This window comes from Acinetobacter baumannii, assembly GCF_009759685.1.
In the GTDB taxonomy this organism is placed as follows: domain Bacteria; phylum Pseudomonadota; class Gammaproteobacteria; order Pseudomonadales; family Moraxellaceae; genus Acinetobacter; species Acinetobacter baumannii.
This window is the reverse complement of record NZ_CP046654.1, coordinates 2523502-2541248: the sequence shown is the minus strand read 5'-3', so window position 1 is coordinate 2541248 and position 17747 is coordinate 2523502. Positions and strand designations below refer to the sequence as shown.

Here is a 17747-nt window from a genome sequence, read left to right as displayed (position 1 = left end):
TTTAACCCTTCAACGCCAAAATGCGTCTAGCACCGTTAAGTACAATTACCCCCACGATGGTGCCGATAATCAGATCCGGATAATTGGACCCGGTCCACGCGACCAGAGCGCCGGCGGTGATGACCCCCAGGTTGATCACCACGTCGTTGGCCGAGAATATCCAGCTTGCCTTCATGTGCGCTCCGCCCTCCCGATGTTTGGATATGAGCAGCAGACAACTGGTATTGGCAATCAATGCGACGAAGGCGATCGCCATCATCATCAGCGATTCAGGCTCACTACCGAAAACAAAGCGTCGCACCACCTCGACGAGTACGCCGATAGCCAAAATCAGTTGCAGTACCCCTGCCAGATGCGCGGCACGTACCTGCATTTTCGCACTGCGCCCTACGGCATAGAGAGCCAGGCCATAGACGGCTGCATCGGCAAACATATCCAGGGAATCAGCGATCAGGCCGGTAGACTGGGCGATCAGGCCAGCAGTCATTTCCACCACGAACATGATCGCATTGATACCGAGCAACACGCGCAGAGTGCCTGACTCCTGCGTAGCAGAGACTGCCGAGCTCTCAGCGGCCTTGATCGTCTCTGGGTCGGCAATGACGGTTTCCTGAAGCAAGGCGCCTAGCCCCAAGGTCGCCAGTTTCGCGGTAATGGGCTCAGCCTCGCCGTCATGCACGACCTTCAACCGGCGGTTCGACAAGTCGAAGGACAGTGCCCGAATCCCCTCAACGCCGTTCAGGGCCAGGCGAATCATGCGCTCTTCTGATGGACAGTCCATCTTCGGCACGGCATAAACACTGACCCATCTCCCTGGCGCCTCGGAGGAGGCCTGCATATCGATATCCGCCGCAGGCCTTGCATGGTCGCCACAGGGGCCTCCGCAGTTTTTACTCATGATATGACTCCACTTGAATGTGATCGGGTTTTCATTTAAAACTATATAGTAGCTATAATGTCAATAGCGTAGAGAATCCGTTGCGGAGGAACCCGATGCGTATTGGTCAGTTGGCACAGTCAGTAGGGGTAGATACACAGACGATCCGCTTCTACGAACGGCAGGGCTTGTTGCCGCCGCCTGGTCGGCAGGAGAACGGTTACCGTGTCTATACCGAGAAACACGTTGAGCGGCTGGCCTTTATTCGTCGCTGCCGCATCCTGGATCTGTCACTGGCAGAAATTCACGAACTAAAGCGCTATCAGGACGACCCTCATCAGTCCTGTACCGCTGTCAATGCCTTGCTCGATGATCACATCTCTCATGTGCGCTCGCAGATAACCGCTCTACAGGCGCTTGAGAAACAACTCGTTTCACTAAGAGCGCGTTGCAACGATGACCGGGAAGTTAAGGCGTGTGGGGTTCTTGCTGGAATTAGCGAAGGAAACATGCACCAGCAGTAGGTGAAGCATCAACCAGATAATCCGATGAGATGCCGGTCTGTCTCACTCTCATGCAAAGGTAAGATCAACCATTTAATCCGCTTACCCAAAAAAATTAAGGGAGCCAAAGCTCCCTTCAATTAGTGACTAGCCAACTTGTTCAGAGTCCATTAATTGACTTACCAAGCTGACTAGATAATTCAACTGTGCTCAATTCACAGCTCTAACACTCTGCTGCAACCCCTGCTGAATCTCCTGCACATAGCTCAATTGCGCTGAATGCTCTGTATCTACAGCACTGTCACTGTGTGGATAAAATTCCTCCAGCAATTCCATCCCCTCCTCTGCATGCACCTCAAACTTGGCATTGGCAAAACCCTGCCGTGCAATCTGATCTAATGCCGCCTGATCAAACCCTGCCTGTTTTCCCTGTTGGTCAATCTCCTTAGCCGTCTGAATTGCTGTTTGCAAATCCACGCCTTCCCGTAACGTTAAATCTACGTAATACACGGGCTGACGATAGCTTTGGGTGGTACTTTTTCCCCTTAACGTGAGTTGCAATGGTAAACACGACAACAAACCACCTGATGCTGCATGGTAGTAATTCAAACGTGCTGCCAAAGTGCGAATGCTGTTAAAACCAGTGGTTCTGAAAATAAAAGTCCCAAACTCATCGGCTTCGCCTAAATTGACATGCAGGCGTCCATAAGGCTTACAGTGCCCGCCTTGTCCAAGTGGGCATAAATCGGGGGATGGACAAGGATGTTGCTCTACACCTTGTGATGTCATACGTTGGCAGGTTTGACCATTCCCCACACAAATCGGGCGACCTGTCTGTCGGTCAAACAAGCTGTACTCGGCACGTAAGTTCAATTCAGGATCATTGAAGATCATACGTACAGGGATGCTACGTAACTTTTGATTCGGTGCTTGACTACGCAATTGCTCATCCAAGGGGTGTTTAATCCAACCGTCCTTCCCCTGTATTTGACTTGTAATAGTGAACTGATCGTCTTTCTCAGGGATGCGTTTCCCGTTCTTTTCGACAACTTTGCCGATACTGATTCGCCCTAAAATAGGCGGTGTAATGGCTAGACCTTTAATCATGTTGAAATTCCTCTGTCGTTGATATGTTTAGAAGTGTTGCACTGTTTGCTTAAATTAAAATCGGCATAAAAAAATCCCATGCAGGGCTGCACGGGATTTCAGATTGCTTCTTGCAGAGTGATTGGCTCTAAGCTTTGAGCTAATCTTGATAAATGTTGAAACGACGACTGCCTGCTTTCTGTAGTGGATACTGTTGGATGAGTTCAGGTTGGTGCTGTAGTAAGGATTTGGTGTCTAGGCTGATACTGTCCTTGCTCTTCTTCCATGTCACTGAACCTTGCTGAAATACAGCACGTTCATGTTCCTGCATCAGTGCCTGAACTCGGTGTTTGAGTAGGTCATACTTGCTTTGGTGTTGTTCAATCTGCTTCTTTTCATCAATCAGCTGATCAAACAGTTCATTGGCAAGTTCGACCTCCGTTAGATCAACACAACTGAGCGGGGTATGTTCAGGATAGAGCTGCTGTAAAGCTTTGGCTGCCGATTCGCTGGCATCCACTACTGGTGGAACGTTATTTTCAACACACTCCCAAAACAGCCGTTCTGCCTGAATGATTTGTTCAATCAGGGCTTCGTTACGACTGACTTTGTAGATTTTAGTTTCCTGTCCACATAGCAACACACAAATATGTGCCGCTTGCTTACCTGTTACCGCCAGTTGATGTTGTACCTGACACAACACGTATAACGGCACACCATCTCGCCACAGTTTGGCACCATGTTCCCCAGCGGTTTTACATTCTAGGATTTGCACGTCTTCATTGCCCACTACGGCATAATCCAAGTTCGCCAACATAAAGGCTTTATCAGGATCAGGATGCTGTAACACCGCATTAACCCGACGGACTTTATGGTTGGTGTGCATGCTGTAGTATTCTGCGACTAAGGGTTCTAACTGCTTGCCCCAATATAAAGGTGCATGTCCTGAGCTTTCATCATCAATGTTTTGCTGTACCCGTCCTGTTTTGATCATCCACAGTTCCAGTATCGACATATAAGGATTCAAGCCACAGGCGGCTGCGGCGTCACTACTGCCTATTCCCTGTTTACGCACTTCCAGCCATGCTTGATACTCCAGTTGTTTGGTGTTGATCAGACGTTTGGCATTTAAACTACGTTTTGAAGGGCTTGGTGGTGGATGTAGCCGTCCTGAATCAACGACAGCAGTTGAATTGGTTGTAGTTAAAGTGCTGTGATGCACTGTTGGTGTTGTGGTCATGTTTGGGTTCATGTGATGTTCCTCATCTCAATACGTTCTAAAAAACGGCATAAAAAAAGCCACATCCGAAGATGTGGCAAAGAGGGATACAAGATAAAATTTAGGCTGCAAGATATAATGCTTGCTCTAATCCACGTTGCTTTAATGCTGCCCCTGCACCAAACCAAGCAGAGTCAAGGCGGTGATCAGTACTCATCGCACGACGTTCATGGTCGACAAACTCGGTGATCGAACAGAGTAATCCATAGGCAGTATCTTTAACTGAAGAGAGGCTTGCTCCACGCCCTTGTCCATTAAACATCTCCATAGCTTTACTCATGGATTTAGCATTCGGTTCAGGTTTTTCTTTGCTATTGGCTTGAGCTTGGGTAGCAACATCACGGTAAAACTGAATGATATTGTCATCCTGTTCGGCAATACTCATCGCTGTGTTATTAAACACCGCATCAAAGTAAGCAGCAGCTTCATTCTGGGTAACTTTACGTTGACTGAGTTGCTTCATTTCATACATGTGTTCATCCCATGCACGCACTGAAATACCAAGTTGTTGCTTGATCTTTTCTGCATCAAACTTGGTACTGTGTGGAACTTTCACGACTCCTGCATTAGAGTTCTGCCCTTTCAAAGCAATCGCCAAAGTGTTGTTACACACCACACGTATAGAGGTAAATTGCGCCGTTGTTGCGAGTGTGCCGTCACATGCCGTTGCCAACAAAATATAGCCATTACTCACATCCTTGCCTTTCAGTGCTGCCGATTGCCCTGTACGAGCCAATGCCCAAAATTTACGTCCACCTTTGAGTACGCCCGCCGTTTCCAGCTCAAAGCCCGATTGCTCAGTCAGGTCACGATAAAACTCTAGAATCTCTTTAGGCTGTACTTCTTGAAAACGTTGACTTACGACGGATAACGGTGCATGTGTATCTGAGCGATATAACACACGCTGTTCCTCATAAGGCATAAGGATATTTTGCCCGCGTTCATTCTTTGCCATATAACTGACATTAGATGATTCAATACGCCAGTCCATGCCTGCCTGTTGTGCCCATACTTCTATCGGCTGATTTGGACTGAGTGGATTGCCTAATCCATGCCATGGGGTATCGCCAACAAATGCCATTGTTTCTACTAAATGTGCCATAAAGTAACCTCTCTATTCACGATAACTAAAATGTAAAAATTGAATTGCTGCATAAAAAAAGGCCTGCGGGGAGCAGGCCAAAACGGGAAGTTTTCTGAAAAGGGATTCAATCAGAATGAGTTCATTTAGATGGTATATATCTGAAAGTTTTTTAAATTATTTTTTAGACACATGATGCAACTTTACCGCACAGTAAATTGACGGGATCATTTTCAGAGATTATGATGACGTTGCTGGCCTACATTGCCAGCCGGCTTTGACAGGCTGATCCTTAAGTCACCAAAAAACTCGTTTTTTGGTGTTGTGTACCCGTCCCTCTTTTTTGTTGCGGTAGGACGGAAGAGGGACGCCTCGCGCGTGCTGGGTTCTTAAGGCCAGTCTGTCAACCCTCTTTCGTTCTGCCACCATTAATCTTTCATGTCTGGTAGAACTTCTTATCTATATAGGAGTGGTTACTATGGCGCACATTATTCTTCAACGCCCTTCTCTGTTTTTATTGGTTTATTCTCAGTTAAGCGATTATTCAAATAAGCTCGTTGCTTTCAGCTAGCCTCCAATACCGTTTGTATTGAGCGCTTAGACTTCTGCTCGCCTATTATTTGACTCAGCAGAACCAACTAGCAACTAAAGCATCAATCCATAACTTCGATAACAACGTATATCAAAACAATTAAATAGGAAGAATTTATGAAGACTGCATCATGCCTTTTTATCATCAGCATTACCGTACTTGGCCTGACTGCCTGTGCCAGCAAAGCTGAACGTGAATTCGTGAATGGCTGTAAAACAGGGGGACTCGAACATAGCACCTGTGAATGTATCTATGACAAGTTAGAAAATAAATATGGTGAAGATGGTTTTAAAAATAATCTCTATACCTTAAGCCAATCCGAAAGCTTTCAGCATGACATGGTTCAGGCAAGCTTCCAATGTGCACGGGAGTAAGGTTATGCGAAATCTGGCTGGTCTAACTTGCATCATTGCAGCCATCTGCTTTCTCGGTTTACCCGTTATTCTTGCCATGCTGGTGTTATGGGTTTTTATCAGTTTAGCAAACTATGCTCTTGGGGGAGATCAATAAATGGATAAGAACCTCAAACAGATCACCATTGTTGTTTATTTGGTCATTGGTTTCTTTTATGCCATCTATCAACATTTCTGGGGACTCTATAGCTATAAAGGTTTTGCCTTTAACTTAGGTCAAGGGCTGGCCTGGCCTTTTATCATGTTTCCAACCCTGGGAAAGATTGTAGGCGGTATTCTGATCTTGCTGTTCATTATTTTTATTGTATTAAAACCCAAATAAAAGTTGCTACGTCAAATGCCACTGTATGTTGAAAATGTATCTCTAGGTGAACCTACAGTGGCTTTACATCTCCTGGTGTAGATGAGCGACACAGCGCCATCTTATATAAATCACAGAAATAATAGCATTGGATATCATCAACCATGAAAATGATAAACCTATCAAAAATATTACTGATCACTTCATTGATGGGATTTTCATTCCATCTGTCAGCAAGCCCGGTACCTGTGTACAAAGGTGTTCCTAAAACCGACAGCCAGTTTCCGCAGTTTCTTAAGAAAAACCATAATCAGATTGTTCAGCTTGATCTCACGATTCGAAATCCGGCTGAGTTTGACGATATCACCTATGGCTATCGGGGTGTAAGCCCAACCTTTTACGTGGCACCACTGGGTAAACTTAATTATGAAGTTTATATCGATTGCGACAAAATCAAACATCCAAATGCAACCACCACCATTGGTCAATGTGCACCCTATGTCAAATGGAATCCTCAAACAGGCCATTTAACAGGAAAGTTTAAAGTAGTTAGCCAAGGTAAAAATGGGATGGGGAGTATGCTGTATAACCTGATTGCCACTCCATAACCACGGACTGCTTTTTATATTCAACTCAAAGTATGTTAAAGAAGCAAAGAAGAAATCTATGAAAAAAACAATCATTGCCTTAGTTACATTCCTTACCTTATTTACAACAATGTTTGCCGAAGCAAAAACTGACCCAGACCTAAAACTGGTCAAGCAAAAAGCTGGTCAGATCGTGTCAGCAAATCGCCAACCTGACAATGGAAATGCCTTCAATATTGGAGTCAATAAAGATGAACATCCACATGAATATACCATTGCATATGATCTAGGTATCTCAGGCGATATCATCAGTTGTGAAATTCGGGTTAAGGTTGAGAATAAAATGGTTATTCAAACCACAGGTGTTATCTGTAGTTAACCACTCTCTAGAACTAAAATTTCAATCTTATTCTAACTCCATATGAAAATCAGGGAGGTTCACCCTCCCCAACTTTATGCCCATCCATCAATAAAACAATTGACCACAGCTTTGGCATTGAAAGCTGCAACTTGGGGTGACAGGCGCACGATCAAACAAACTATTGAAAATACCACCGACTACGGCTCCTGCAATCCCACCCACTATAGGTGAAATTGGCAAACTCTTTGATAATGCAGCACCCATCGTGGCAAATGATGCTGACGATGCCAGGCTCTGGCTTCCTGTTTGGGAATGATGGTTCACCACCCGAATAACATGTTCTGAATGGCAGTTTGGGCAAGTAATGTTCATAAGATATACCTCTGAAATAGAAAAGGCTTACCAATGCGATAAGCCAATAAAGAGAAGATGTTTCTCATCTAGATGGTACATATCTGTGTATGATTCCAATTAACGCTGTGACATGCCAAAGGTACGCATCTTCCTCGTTGTTTTTACTCGGAGATATTGTTCTTTTTCAGGTCGTGCTAAATAGGATAGCGTTGAACACATTCTTCGCACCTGATAATCAACTCCGCTATAGATAATGCCAACCCCTAAAGTATCTTGATCCTCGTATTGCTTTAAGTACCTACGATCATGGCAATTAAAGTAACTCCCTTCATCATCAGTAACATCTTCCCATAACTCCCCTACAACCTTAGCAATCTTCCATGCACTCGTGCGCTTACGCTCATTAAAGATCAATGCAATATGGCAATGATAGCCTTTCTTTTCTCCCTGCTCTAATGCCCATACCAGTAGCAATATATCCTTTCCATATTCGGATCGCTTGATCTTTCTCCGAAGCGTTTCTAAATCATTATCCACCTGTTCAATATCTGGACTAACCACATAGGCTAAATCAACCCTTACCACCAGCACAGCAGAATAGCTTTTCAATATTTCTTCAAGGCGATTATCAAGCTTGGCAGCATTTAATGTTTCGCTATAACGATGTTGGCGTAATTCATTCAGGTGATCAGCTCTAGCTTGATTGAAATAAGCTTGCCAGTCTTTAAAGGTTGTTCGTTTCAAGCGATTGCAAAGTGATGATGAAGTTTCATATTGCAGGTCGTAGTCATGGAGCAAACTACAAAAGAGATCGATTAAACAGGTATAGCTAAAGTCAGGGTTATAGATTTGATCGAAGGCTAAGAGAAGGTCTGTGAAGGTTTCATAAAATGATCTTGGCTGTCTTGTAGCATCGAGACTAGTTAGGACAAATCTTTCAATTGCCATCAGTAGGGATGCTTCGTTGATTTCATTTTGGTTTAGGCTAACGTTCATGTTCACTTACCTGTAGTTATTTAGAACTACATGAAATGGCTATGGTGTTATTAATTACCTAAAGGTTTTAAGATCATGGTGAAGTGATATGGTTATTTAATAAGGTGAGAGGTTAATAGGTTTTAAGTAGTTAGATAATAGGGTTATGGATATAAGCTATGATTTAGAGATTGGATATTGAATATGTTGGTATGTATTAACTAGAATGTATTGGTGGTATTAACTAAGTCATTACACCTAATCTATACCTGATATATGCAATATGATTTTCCCAATCTGATCGATATATTAATATACCCATATATGATGTAGTGGCAGTTTTTCATCTATGATGAATTGCCTAGTTCATGTCAAGTTATCCGATGCTAAAATATCAATTAGCAGAGGCATGTAAGTTCCTTGCCAAACAGAAGACCTACAAACGAAGCTGAAAAATACTCCCTCACTTGTGGAGATTCTGTATGAGGTTGCCCCATAGAGGTGCCTATATCACTTTATATACATTATTAGAAGCTTATAAAAAAAACATGCGAAATCGTCTTAAATCATACTAGAAACCGCCCAAAAACCCTTCCTACATTTGGCTAAACTAAACGGAAAGCTTACTGTAAGAAGGTGTCAATTATGTATCAAAGCTCTGCACATAAAGAATTAAAACAGACTCTCAAACAATTTTCTGATGAGGATATGATTTGGGTTTTGCATGTCATGAATAAAGATCATGAGGAACATTATCTTGGAAGAAACATTGATGATATGGACTCTGCTTTAGTCCGGTTAGATATTAAAACCTTAAATACCATGACTAATATGGATGAAATTAGAAGCAAGGTTATAAACAGTTATGAGGAAATTAGGGAAGAATTTATTAACCAATTCATCGATACTTTAAAAGACTTTCAAAGCACGTTAAAAATACGAGGAAGAGACTTATCCACATACAAGAGCAACAAGCGTCTATTATATTTTGTACTCAACCAGATTAACCACAAGGAGGATCAATATAATACTTTCCGTGATATACAGAATGAATATTTTAGGTTCCTCTATACGATATTCATGCTACCCAACTATTACGACACAAACCGCACCCTTGATGATCTGGAAGCCAGTTTTAGTAAAATCATAAGCAAGAAACCATTACACTTTAAAAGCTTTGACAGTGATGAGTTCTACCCATGGGCTAAAACTTATATGGATCAAGATAGAGAAAATGCTAGGGTACTCAATAGTACAAGCTATAAGCCTCTAAATGCCAAAGAGTGTAGTATTGTCGTTAATGCAATCTTTGACAATTTGTTAGCTATAGATAGCAACATATATAGAGCGCTAAAAGATAGGTTATCGAATGCTGCGTACCAAAAAAACTACCGCAAGAAAAACAAAGGGCGTAAGCATCATTACTATCTAACTGATAAAGCCCTTTATTGCTTAAATATATTGGCAGAGAAGCACAATGTGACCGAAGAAAAGATGATCGAAAACCTTATCAATGAGCACTACGCCACGGAGTGCATGGACGCAAACGGTAATCATCTTTATTCGCCTACGGGCTAAGTATCCCAATACATAGAGATCATGGATGGGAACTCCCATCCATGAATCTTAAATTAAGTCGAGTATTGGTTAGCGATTTGCCGAGAGCGCTCTTTAAAGCCTATAGATGTTATTCTATACATTGCTCTTTTATATTTCTTTCAAACTTTAGAGTCTTCATCAACACTTCATTCAGAGAAGCTGTGTTAAAGGGAAGGATATCTTTAAGCTTTTCGAAGGGATAACCTCCACTTGAACCACCCTCAAGCTGCTCCATGAAAGCTGAGAGCTTTGCTATTTCTTTGTGCAATTTATCCTCTTTTGAAGCTGTTAATGCTTTACTCAGCATTTCTTCATGTAGCACGTTTACTCGTTCCCTACTAACTTCCAACTTTGACTTGATCCATTCCTCGTCATGTATTTTGAACCTCCGCGTGACTTCATCTATGTTTTCTTTCACGGCTTTATATACACTCGGGTATTTCTTCTTATTCTGCTGTACTTGTTCAATCAACAGATCAAAGAATATTTTCTTTTTAGCCCTTACAATTTTTTGATATTCGCCTTGAGTGCTTCTACCTTTAGCTATTCTGATTTTCAAAGATGAATTCTGAAATCCATAATTGAGCAGGTCTAGGCCAATGTATTCATGAAGTATTTCCTTATAGGCCTTATGTTGTTCTTTCTCATTTAATTTTTCCAAATCACTTCTCAAAACTTCCAGTTGATCCAGAAGGTTAACCAAGTCACTTATTGAATAGCCATACTGTTGCCTAAAAGCCTCATACCGTGTTTTCTGACAATTCTCGACCATTTCCTGATAAATACGATTACGCTCTTCCACAGTAAAACTTGACTGGGAATGCAAGTGTGAATCAAGACTCTCCTTTCGTGTAATGTCCACATTAATATCAATTAGAGCCTTCAATAAATCTTTAACTGTTAATGACATGGAACCTTTCTTTGAATCAAGTTCACCACAAAACATATCAAGCTTTAACTTTTGAAACCCATCATCCAGATAGTCCGCTAGCCAACTAATATTAAGGTATTGGTTCAGCAACTCTGTTTCTAACTCTTCAATTAAATGTTTATCGAATACTTTCATACCACCCTGTAATAACCTCTTAAATCATAGTTCATAGCCCCAGTTTAAAATTTTACATCTAACTAACTTATAAAAAATTATTTTTACGGCTGTTGAATCCTTAATAGGGCCAATCTTAATGTGAATAATAGCAACCGTGATCACACACTCTAATGCAACTTGAAATGCTCTAGTACAGCAGGACATGAAAGGAAAAGACATGGTTTCAGATTTATCAACTTACGATTATCTATTTTTGAAGTTTCGTTCACTACACGTAAAGCTTGAAGATGTTGTAAAGGAATATTATCCGCACCTATGCAAAGAAAACATGCTGGCAGGAGTACGCCAGAATAGATTCCCCTTTTCATGCTTCAGAATGGATGACAGTCAAAAAGGAACACTCTTTGTGGATATACGGGAGCTTGCTGGCGTGATCGATGATATCCACCGTAAGCAATACACTATTTTTCAGAACAGAACCCAAAAAGCAATTCAGCAATTAAATTAAGAAACTATAGGAAAAAGAAAATGTTAGAAGCGCGCTATCGAGTAAAGGATCTTGTGAATTATCCCGAACGTGCAGCGAAAGATTATGTAGATCGTAGTGGCCGTAGACGTCGTCTGTCTCATAAACCTGCGAGTAAGGGCTTATTGAATATTGCAGAGTCAACTTTTTGGAAAATGATTCGCCGTGGTGACTTCCCTAAACCCATTTATTTAACAGCAAGTATGCCCACTTGGACTGAAAGCCAAATCAAAGCTTGGCTTGAATCGAAAAGTCCTAAAGCAGCATAAAGTAAAACAGCCTGTCTATGACAGGCTGTTTTTTGAAATGGTACATTGAACCACGGCATTTCGCATGAAAAGTTTTTAATGTATCTAAATTAAAAATAGGTTCACTTCACTCTTCTACATCAACATTAACATCATCAGCCTCATCATCAAACTCCTTAATAATGTCCTCTAATGATAATGACGCTCTCTCTTCTCTAGGTATCAGATCCTTAGCTCTTAAAACAGGAACTCCCTCCAAGATTGATCTATAAAAAAGAGCAAAACCACCTCTATCCAGTTCAATTATTTCCAAGCCTAAACTTGCCAGATTCTCATAAAGGGAAATGTAAAAAGCTCCTCTAAGACGCTGCCTTCCAGATATTATTCTTAACGTTTTTTCACTTATACGTCCTTTTGTTTTATTACTTCTTTTCAACATAAGTGCCAATAAATAAGCAACTCGTTCAACAGGAACAATCATTTCAAAATCCAATTTATCCTAAATTAGGATAATAATAATCCTAAAAAAAGATAATGTAAAGTTTATTTTACACCCTATTCAGTAGGATAGATCTAATATGAAACATATAGAAATCTAAAGTCACTCGATGGTTTCCTAAATAAATAAAGCCAATTTGAAACAAATTGGCTTTATTAGGCTTCTCTATAATGTCTTACTACCAAGTTAAGTCGAAAAGCATACCATTCAATCTGAAAGCAATGACTCTAAATAATCTGCCCACTCCTGCATCATCTCACGACGGTTATTCAAGAACTTGGTTCGATTGTAGGCTGTACCATTGTTATCCTTAACCTTATGAGCTAATTGATGCTCAATGAAATCTACACGTTGCTCTAAAATCTCATCCAGCATAGTACGTGCAGTTGCCCTGAAACCATGTGCTGTCTGCTCACCGCCGTAGCCTAAACGCTTTAAAGCCGAATTGATTGTATTGTCTGAAATGACTGTTTTACCATCCCGCCCTACAAAGATATATTCACTGTAAGGATGCAAATCAATGATTGACTCTATCAGATCAAAGGCTTGATCTGATAAGGGCACAATATGAAGCTGTTTGGTTTTGCTAGCAGTAAATTTAAAACAACGCTCCTCACGATAGTAAAATTCCTTTTTCAGCATTCGTATCTCACCCGGTCGCTGGAAGGTCAATACAGAGATTTTTAACGCAACCTGTGTTGTCAGCAAACAACGAGGATAGAGTTTGGAGTAGTTCCAAATTTTGTTTAGCATAGGAGCCAAGTCTTGCTCCTCTGTTACTGCTGGAAAATTCCCTGCCTGTGGTTTTGGCAGTTCAATATCTTCAATAGGATTGTATTGAATCAGCTTTTTCTTACGGGCCGATTTAAATATTTGATTGAGATCAGATTTAAGACGTTTGGCAACAGACAAAGCACCACGTTCTACAATGCGTTTGAAGACTTTAGTCTCAAGTATTTCCAAAGTAAGCTGAGGAAAAGTTAATTCGCTAATATAAGGGTAAACATCGTGATTTAAACGACGGATTGTTTCTTCATCCTGTTTTTGTTCAAGTTCGCGTTTATGCAACCATAGCTCAGCAATAACACGGAAGGTATTTTCAGCTTCTTTCTGCTTTTGTGACTTGGTTTCAATCCGCTCCATCGCTGGGTCGATACCCTGCTTAATGAGCTTCTTATATTTATCCCGAATGGTACGAGCATCTTCTAGCGAAACTTCTGGATAAGTACCCAAAGATAAATCATTACGTTTGCCCAAAAACGGGCGTGTATAATTGAATATCCAGTATTTGCTACCACTCTGGTCAATACGCAAATACAGGTTGCCTCCATCTGACAACTTATACATCTTATTAGGATCAGGTTTAGCTTTTTTAACTTGCAAAGCACTAAGCTTGTTTATTCCACGGGTCGTCATAATCCAGACATAAAAAAATGCAGTAAGAGCGAATCTTACTGCATTTTTTACTACTTTATAACTGCCAATTGACGTACTGTGTCATGGCTTGTAGTATCACTTATTTCCAACTTTAACCTTATAAATCATATACTTATACAGCGTTAAACAGTGTCAGAAATTTGAATTTGGCGGAAGCGGTGAGATTCGAACTCACGGAGGACTCACACCCTCGTCGGTTTTCAAGACCGGTGCATTAAACCGCTCTGCCACGCTTCCATGTGCGTAAGAATACAAAGCTTATTCATTTTATTCAAGAAAAAAATCATCGCTTTGTGTTCAAGTGCATATTGTTTCATCAATTTTACAGTTGGGCAGCCAATTCTGCTCCTTCTTTAATCGCACGCTTCGCATCTAGCTCTGCTGCGAGCTTTGCACCACCAATAATATGGTAGTTCGCTATAGTCGACTCCCCTTCTTTTGGCATCAAGTCTTTTACCGACTCTTGCCCCGCACACACTACAACGGTATCTACACGTAAAAGCTGGTCCTGACCATTATGCTCAATCCAAAGCCCTTCATCGGTAACTGCTTTATATTGCACGCCACGAAGCATGCGTACACCATGCTTTTTAAGCTGGGCACGATGTACCCACCCCGAAGTCTTGCCAAGACCAATACCGAGTGGGGTTGTTTTACGTTGCAATAAATAAATTTCTCGTATTGCTGGTTCAACCACAGGTGGCTGCATACCACCTTCAGAAACATAATTTGGATCTGGGTCTACACCCCACTCACGTTGCCACTCGGCTAAAGGTTGAGGCTGTGGTTGATGTGGTGGTTTAAGTAAAAATTCTGAGACATCGAAACCAATACCACCTGCCCCAATCACTGCAACTTTTCGTCCAACTTCAGCACCCTGTAAAACTTGAGCATAAGAAAGAACTTGAGGTGAATTACTTCCTTCAATCTTTAATGCACGCGGCACGACTCCAGTCGCCACAATCACCTCATCAAAACCTTCGCGTTCAAGTTGTTCACGATTAACACGAGTATTTAAACGAACATCTACCCCTGTTTTTTGAAGTTGTACTTTAAAGTAGCGAATCGTTTCGTGAAATTCCTCTTTACCCGGCACAACCTTTGCAAAGTTAAACTGACCACCTACATCTGCATTGGCTTCAAACAAGGTCACTGCATGACCGCGACTTGCAGCAACAGTTGCAGCAGACATACCGGCTACACCACCACCTACAACGGCGATACGCTTTGGTTGTTTGGTTTTGAAATAAACCAATTCAGTTTCATGGCCTGCACGTGGGTTTACTAAACAAGACACACGCTTATTTTTAAATGCATGATCTAAACATGCTTGGTTACAGGCAATACACGTATTGATTTCATCTACACGATTGGTCGCAGTTTTATTTACCCAAAAAGCATCGGCCAATAAAGGGCGAGCCATTTGAATCATATCTGCTTTGCCGGCTGCCAAAATCTCTTCAGCAGTTTCAGGCATATTAATACGGTTAGACGCAATGACTGGAATTGAAATATGTTGTTTTACATGAGCCGTATAATCGACAAACGCTGCACGAGGGACCGAGGTGACAATAGTCGGCACACGTGCTTCATGCCAACCAATACCCGTATTTAATAAAGTGACACCCGCTTTTTCTAAAGCTTTCGCAACCGTAACCACTTCTTGCATGGTGTTACCGTCATGCACAAGGTCAAGCAGCGATAAACGGAAACAGATAATAAATTTTTCGCCAACTTTTGCGCGGATCGCTTTGACAATTTCAACAGGAAAACGCATACGGTTTTCAATTTCACCGCCCCAACGGTCTGTACGCTGGTTTACATGGCGACTTAAAAACTGGTTAATCAGATATCCTTCCGACCCCATAATTTCAACGCCGTCGTAGCCTGCCTTTTTGGCAATGTCGGCACACTGTGCATAATCTTCAATGGTACTGAGAATATTTTTTTCAGAAAGTTGACGTGGCTTAAATGGTGAAATCGGTGATTTTATTGGACTCGAAGACACTACAAATGGTTGGTAACCATAGCGTCCTGCATGCAAAATTTGCATCAAAATTTTTGAACCATGCTTATGAACGGCATGAGTCACCAAACGGTGCTGCGGAATATCAAATAAGCTATTCATGGTTCCGCCAGCCGGAGCCAACCATCCTTGACGGTTCGGAGAAATACCGCCAGTCACAATCAAACCAACTCCACCTTTGGCACGCTCTTCAAAATAAGCTGCCAGTTTTGGGTAGTTAAAAAAGCGGTCTTCTAATCCCGTATGCATAGATCCCATGACCACACGGTTTTTAATGGTAGTGAAGCCCAAATGTAATGGTTTTAATAAATTGGCGTAACTTGTCATGCTGCGTCCCAATATTTTTTTGCAACTTGTTGCATAGTACTTTAATACTTTTTTGATAATTTTGGATGACCAAGAATTATTTTTTATTTGAGATTATGGTCAATCTATAAATGAAGCAGATAATCCCATATTATTCTTTAAATAATAAATAGCCATCACAACAAGTGAATTAATGCTTTTTTTGCCAAAAAAAGCACCATGAATAGTGCTACAATAGCCGCCATTCAGAATTCTCGAGACCGCCTCAACGGGGTCTTTTTCATAAATGTTAGGATTAGCAATGACTGATAATGCAACTATCTTGCAGCATGTACCAGTAGGCAAAAAAGTTGGGATTGCCTTCTCCGGTGGTCTAGACACTTCAGCTGCTTTATTGTGGATGAAACAAAAAGGCGCTGAGCCTTATGCATATACTGCAAACTTAGGCCAGCCAGATGAAGATGACTACGATGCAATTCCAAAGAAAGCAGAACAATACGGCGCTGTAAAAGCTCGCTTGATTGACTGCCGCTTACAATTGGCGCTTGAAGGTATTGCTGCAATTCAGTGTGGTGCATTCCATATCAGTACAGGTGGTGTTCCTTATTTCAATACGACTCCACTCGGTCGTGCAGTAACAGGTACTATGCTCGTTACTGCCATGAAAGAAGATGACGTAAACATCTGGGGTGACGGTTCAACTTATAAAGGTAACGATATTGAACGTTTCTATCGTTATGGTTTGTTGACCAACCCAAATCTTAAAATTTACAAGCCGTGGTTAGATCAAAACTTTATTGATGAGCTTGGTGGCCGTGCAGAAATGTCACAGTTCCTCATCGACAACGGTTTTGACTACAAAATGTCAAAAGAAAAAGCGTACTCAACTGACTCAAACATGTTGGGCGCAACTCACGAAGCAAAAGATCTTGAATACCTAAATGCAGGTATCAAAATCGTTGACCCAATCATGGGCGTTGCTTTCTGGAAAGAAGAAGTTGAAATCAAACCAGAAGAAGTGACTGTACGTTTTGAAGAAGGTGTACCTGTTGCATTAAATGGTCAGCGTTTTGAAAATCCGGTTGAGCTTATTCTTGAAGCAAACCGTATTGGTGGCCGTCATGGTTTAGGTATGTCTGACCAAATCGAAAACCGTATTATCGAAGCGAAATCTCGTGGTATCTATGAAGCACCGGGTATGGCCCTTCTTCATATTGCTTACGAGCGTTTGGTTACTGGTATTCACAACGAAGATACGATCGAACAATACCGCATTAACGGTTTACGTTTAGGCCGTTTACTTTACCAAGGCCGTTGGTTCGACTCACAAGCGCTTATGTTGCGTGAAACTGCACAGCGTTGGGTAGCTAAAGCGATTACTGGTGAAGTAACACTTGAACTTCGTCGTGGTAATGACTACACCATCATGAACACTGAATCTCCAAACTTAACGTACGAAGCTGAACGTTTAACAATGGAAAAAGGTGATTCAATGTTTACGCCAATGGACCGTATTGGTCAGTTGACTATGCGTAACCTCGACATTACCGATACACGTGCAAAACTAGGTATCTATACAGATGCTGGCTTGCTTTCAATCGGTCAAGGTTCTGCTGTACCTCAATTAGACAATAAGAAAAAATAATTTC

At 41.6% G+C, this 17747-nt stretch carries 20 protein-coding genes and 1 tRNA gene; 10 read left to right on the top strand and 11 right to left on the bottom strand.

The genetic code is table 11. The features are described from left to right. Position 1 precedes the first annotated feature (1 nt). Positions 2-898 carry a cation transporter gene (locus tag GO593_RS12155; RefSeq protein ID WP_000041515.1) on the bottom strand — a complete coding sequence of 299 codons (897 nt, stop codon included), beginning with the start codon at positions 896-898 and terminating at the stop codon, positions 2-4. Between the two features lie 95 nt (positions 899-993). Between GO593_RS12155 and cadR the strand changes: the two genes are divergently transcribed. Further along, positions 994-1401 carry a Cd(II)/Pb(II)-responsive transcriptional regulator gene (gene cadR / locus GO593_RS12150; protein WP_001219640.1) on the top strand — a complete coding sequence of 136 codons (408 nt, stop codon included), beginning with the start codon at positions 994-996 and terminating at the stop codon, positions 1399-1401. Between the two features lie 189 nt (positions 1402-1590). On the opposite strand, the gene GO593_RS12145 is transcribed toward cadR, so the two are convergent. The 3 genes from GO593_RS12145 to GO593_RS12135 form a co-directional block, all read right to left on the bottom strand. Then, positions 1591-2487, bottom strand: coding sequence for a recombination directionality factor (locus tag GO593_RS12145; protein WP_000589668.1), 897 nt, complete (start codon positions 2485-2487; stop codon positions 1591-1593). Between the two features lie 139 nt (positions 2488-2626). After that, positions 2627-3718 (bottom strand): YqaJ viral recombinase family nuclease, encoded by a 1092-nt coding sequence (locus GO593_RS12140; protein WP_001069149.1) that lies wholly within the window; start codon positions 3716-3718, stop codon positions 2627-2629. 88 nt (positions 3719-3806) lie between these two features. After that, positions 3807-4847 (bottom strand): DUF932 domain-containing protein, encoded by a 1041-nt coding sequence (locus tag GO593_RS12135; RefSeq protein ID WP_000940839.1) that lies wholly within the window; start codon positions 4845-4847, stop codon positions 3807-3809. Positions 4848-5534: 687 nt separating this feature from the next. Here GO593_RS12135 and GO593_RS12130 point away from each other — a divergent pair. The 5 genes from GO593_RS12130 (at position 5535) to GO593_RS12115 (ending at position 7098) form a co-directional block, all read left to right on the top strand. Next, entirely contained in the window at positions 5535-5792 is a 258-nt protein-coding gene (locus GO593_RS12130) for a hypothetical protein (protein ID WP_000845021.1), read from the top strand. A 4-nt stretch (positions 5793-5796) separates the two neighbouring features. Then, on the top strand, positions 5797-5928 hold the full coding sequence (locus GO593_RS19320) for a hypothetical protein (protein ID WP_257935149.1): 132 nt from the start codon (positions 5797-5799) through the stop codon (positions 5926-5928). Beyond that, positions 5929-6153, top strand: a complete 225-nt coding sequence (locus GO593_RS12125; protein ID WP_000360130.1) for a hypothetical protein — start codon at positions 5929-5931, stop codon at positions 6151-6153. It begins immediately after the preceding gene. A 143-nt stretch (positions 6154-6296) separates the two neighbouring features. Further along, positions 6297-6740, top strand: a complete 444-nt coding sequence (locus GO593_RS12120; RefSeq protein WP_001984892.1) for a hypothetical protein — start codon at positions 6297-6299, stop codon at positions 6738-6740. Between the two features lie 58 nt (positions 6741-6798). Beyond that, the gene (locus tag GO593_RS12115) at positions 6799-7098 is read left to right on the top strand and encodes a hypothetical protein (protein WP_000750961.1); all 300 of its coding nucleotides are present in this window, start codon (positions 6799-6801) and stop codon (positions 7096-7098) included. A gap of 87 nt (positions 7099-7185) precedes the next feature. Here the strand turns inward: GO593_RS12115 and GO593_RS12110 are convergent, their stop codons facing one another. Then, entirely contained in the window at positions 7186-7452 is a 267-nt protein-coding gene (locus GO593_RS12110) for a hypothetical protein (protein ID WP_001027738.1), read from the bottom strand. Between the two features lie 99 nt (positions 7453-7551). Beyond that, complete coding sequence (locus tag GO593_RS12105) at positions 7552-8430, bottom strand: YagK/YfjJ domain-containing protein (protein ID WP_001103141.1); 879 nt, start codon at positions 8428-8430, stop codon at positions 7552-7554. A gap of 624 nt (positions 8431-9054) precedes the next feature. Between GO593_RS12105 and GO593_RS12100 the strand changes: the two genes are divergently transcribed. After that, positions 9055-9987, top strand: coding sequence for a hypothetical protein (locus GO593_RS12100; RefSeq protein ID WP_000284926.1), 933 nt, complete (start codon positions 9055-9057; stop codon positions 9985-9987). Positions 9988-10096: 109 nt separating this feature from the next. Here the strand turns inward: GO593_RS12100 and GO593_RS12095 are convergent, their stop codons facing one another. After that, the gene (locus GO593_RS12095; protein WP_000862188.1) at positions 10097-11074 is read right to left on the bottom strand and encodes a hypothetical protein; all 978 of its coding nucleotides are present in this window, start codon (positions 11072-11074) and stop codon (positions 10097-10099) included. A 199-nt stretch (positions 11075-11273) separates the two neighbouring features. Here GO593_RS12095 and GO593_RS12090 point away from each other — a divergent pair, with 199 nt between their 5' ends. After that, positions 11274-11564 (top strand): pyocin activator PrtN family protein, encoded by a 291-nt coding sequence (locus GO593_RS12090; protein ID WP_000253102.1) that lies wholly within the window; start codon positions 11274-11276, stop codon positions 11562-11564. 20 nt (positions 11565-11584) lie between these two features. Further along, positions 11585-11851, top strand: coding sequence for a helix-turn-helix transcriptional regulator (locus GO593_RS12085; protein ID WP_000888568.1), 267 nt, complete (start codon positions 11585-11587; stop codon positions 11849-11851). A 106-nt stretch (positions 11852-11957) separates the two neighbouring features. On the opposite strand, the gene GO593_RS12080 is transcribed toward GO593_RS12085, so the two are convergent. The 4 genes from GO593_RS12080 to GO593_RS12065 all read right to left on the bottom strand — a co-directional run bounded on the left by GO593_RS12080 (position 11958) and on the right by GO593_RS12065 (position 16119). Further along, a complete protein-coding gene (locus GO593_RS12080) occupies positions 11958-12311 on the bottom strand; it encodes a hypothetical protein (protein ID WP_000636896.1) in 354 nt (117 codons plus the stop codon). Between the two features lie 225 nt (positions 12312-12536). Further along, positions 12537-13745, bottom strand: coding sequence for a tyrosine-type recombinase/integrase (locus tag GO593_RS12075; RefSeq protein WP_000213119.1), 1209 nt, complete (start codon positions 13743-13745; stop codon positions 12537-12539). Between the two features lie 168 nt (positions 13746-13913). After that, positions 13914-14003: transfer RNA gene (locus GO593_RS12070), tRNA-Ser, on the bottom strand. Between the two features lie 85 nt (positions 14004-14088). After that, positions 14089-16119 carry an NADPH-dependent 2,4-dienoyl-CoA reductase gene (locus GO593_RS12065; RefSeq protein ID WP_000205096.1) on the bottom strand — a complete coding sequence of 677 codons (2031 nt, stop codon included), beginning with the start codon at positions 16117-16119 and terminating at the stop codon, positions 14089-14091. A gap of 265 nt (positions 16120-16384) precedes the next feature. On the opposite strand from GO593_RS12065, the gene argG reads away from it, so the two are divergent. Continuing rightward, positions 16385-17743: an argininosuccinate synthase gene (argG, locus tag GO593_RS12060; protein WP_009518994.1), complete on the top strand. Its 1359-nt coding sequence runs from the start codon at positions 16385-16387 to the stop codon at positions 17741-17743. The last annotated feature ends 4 nt before the right edge of the window (positions 17744-17747 follow it).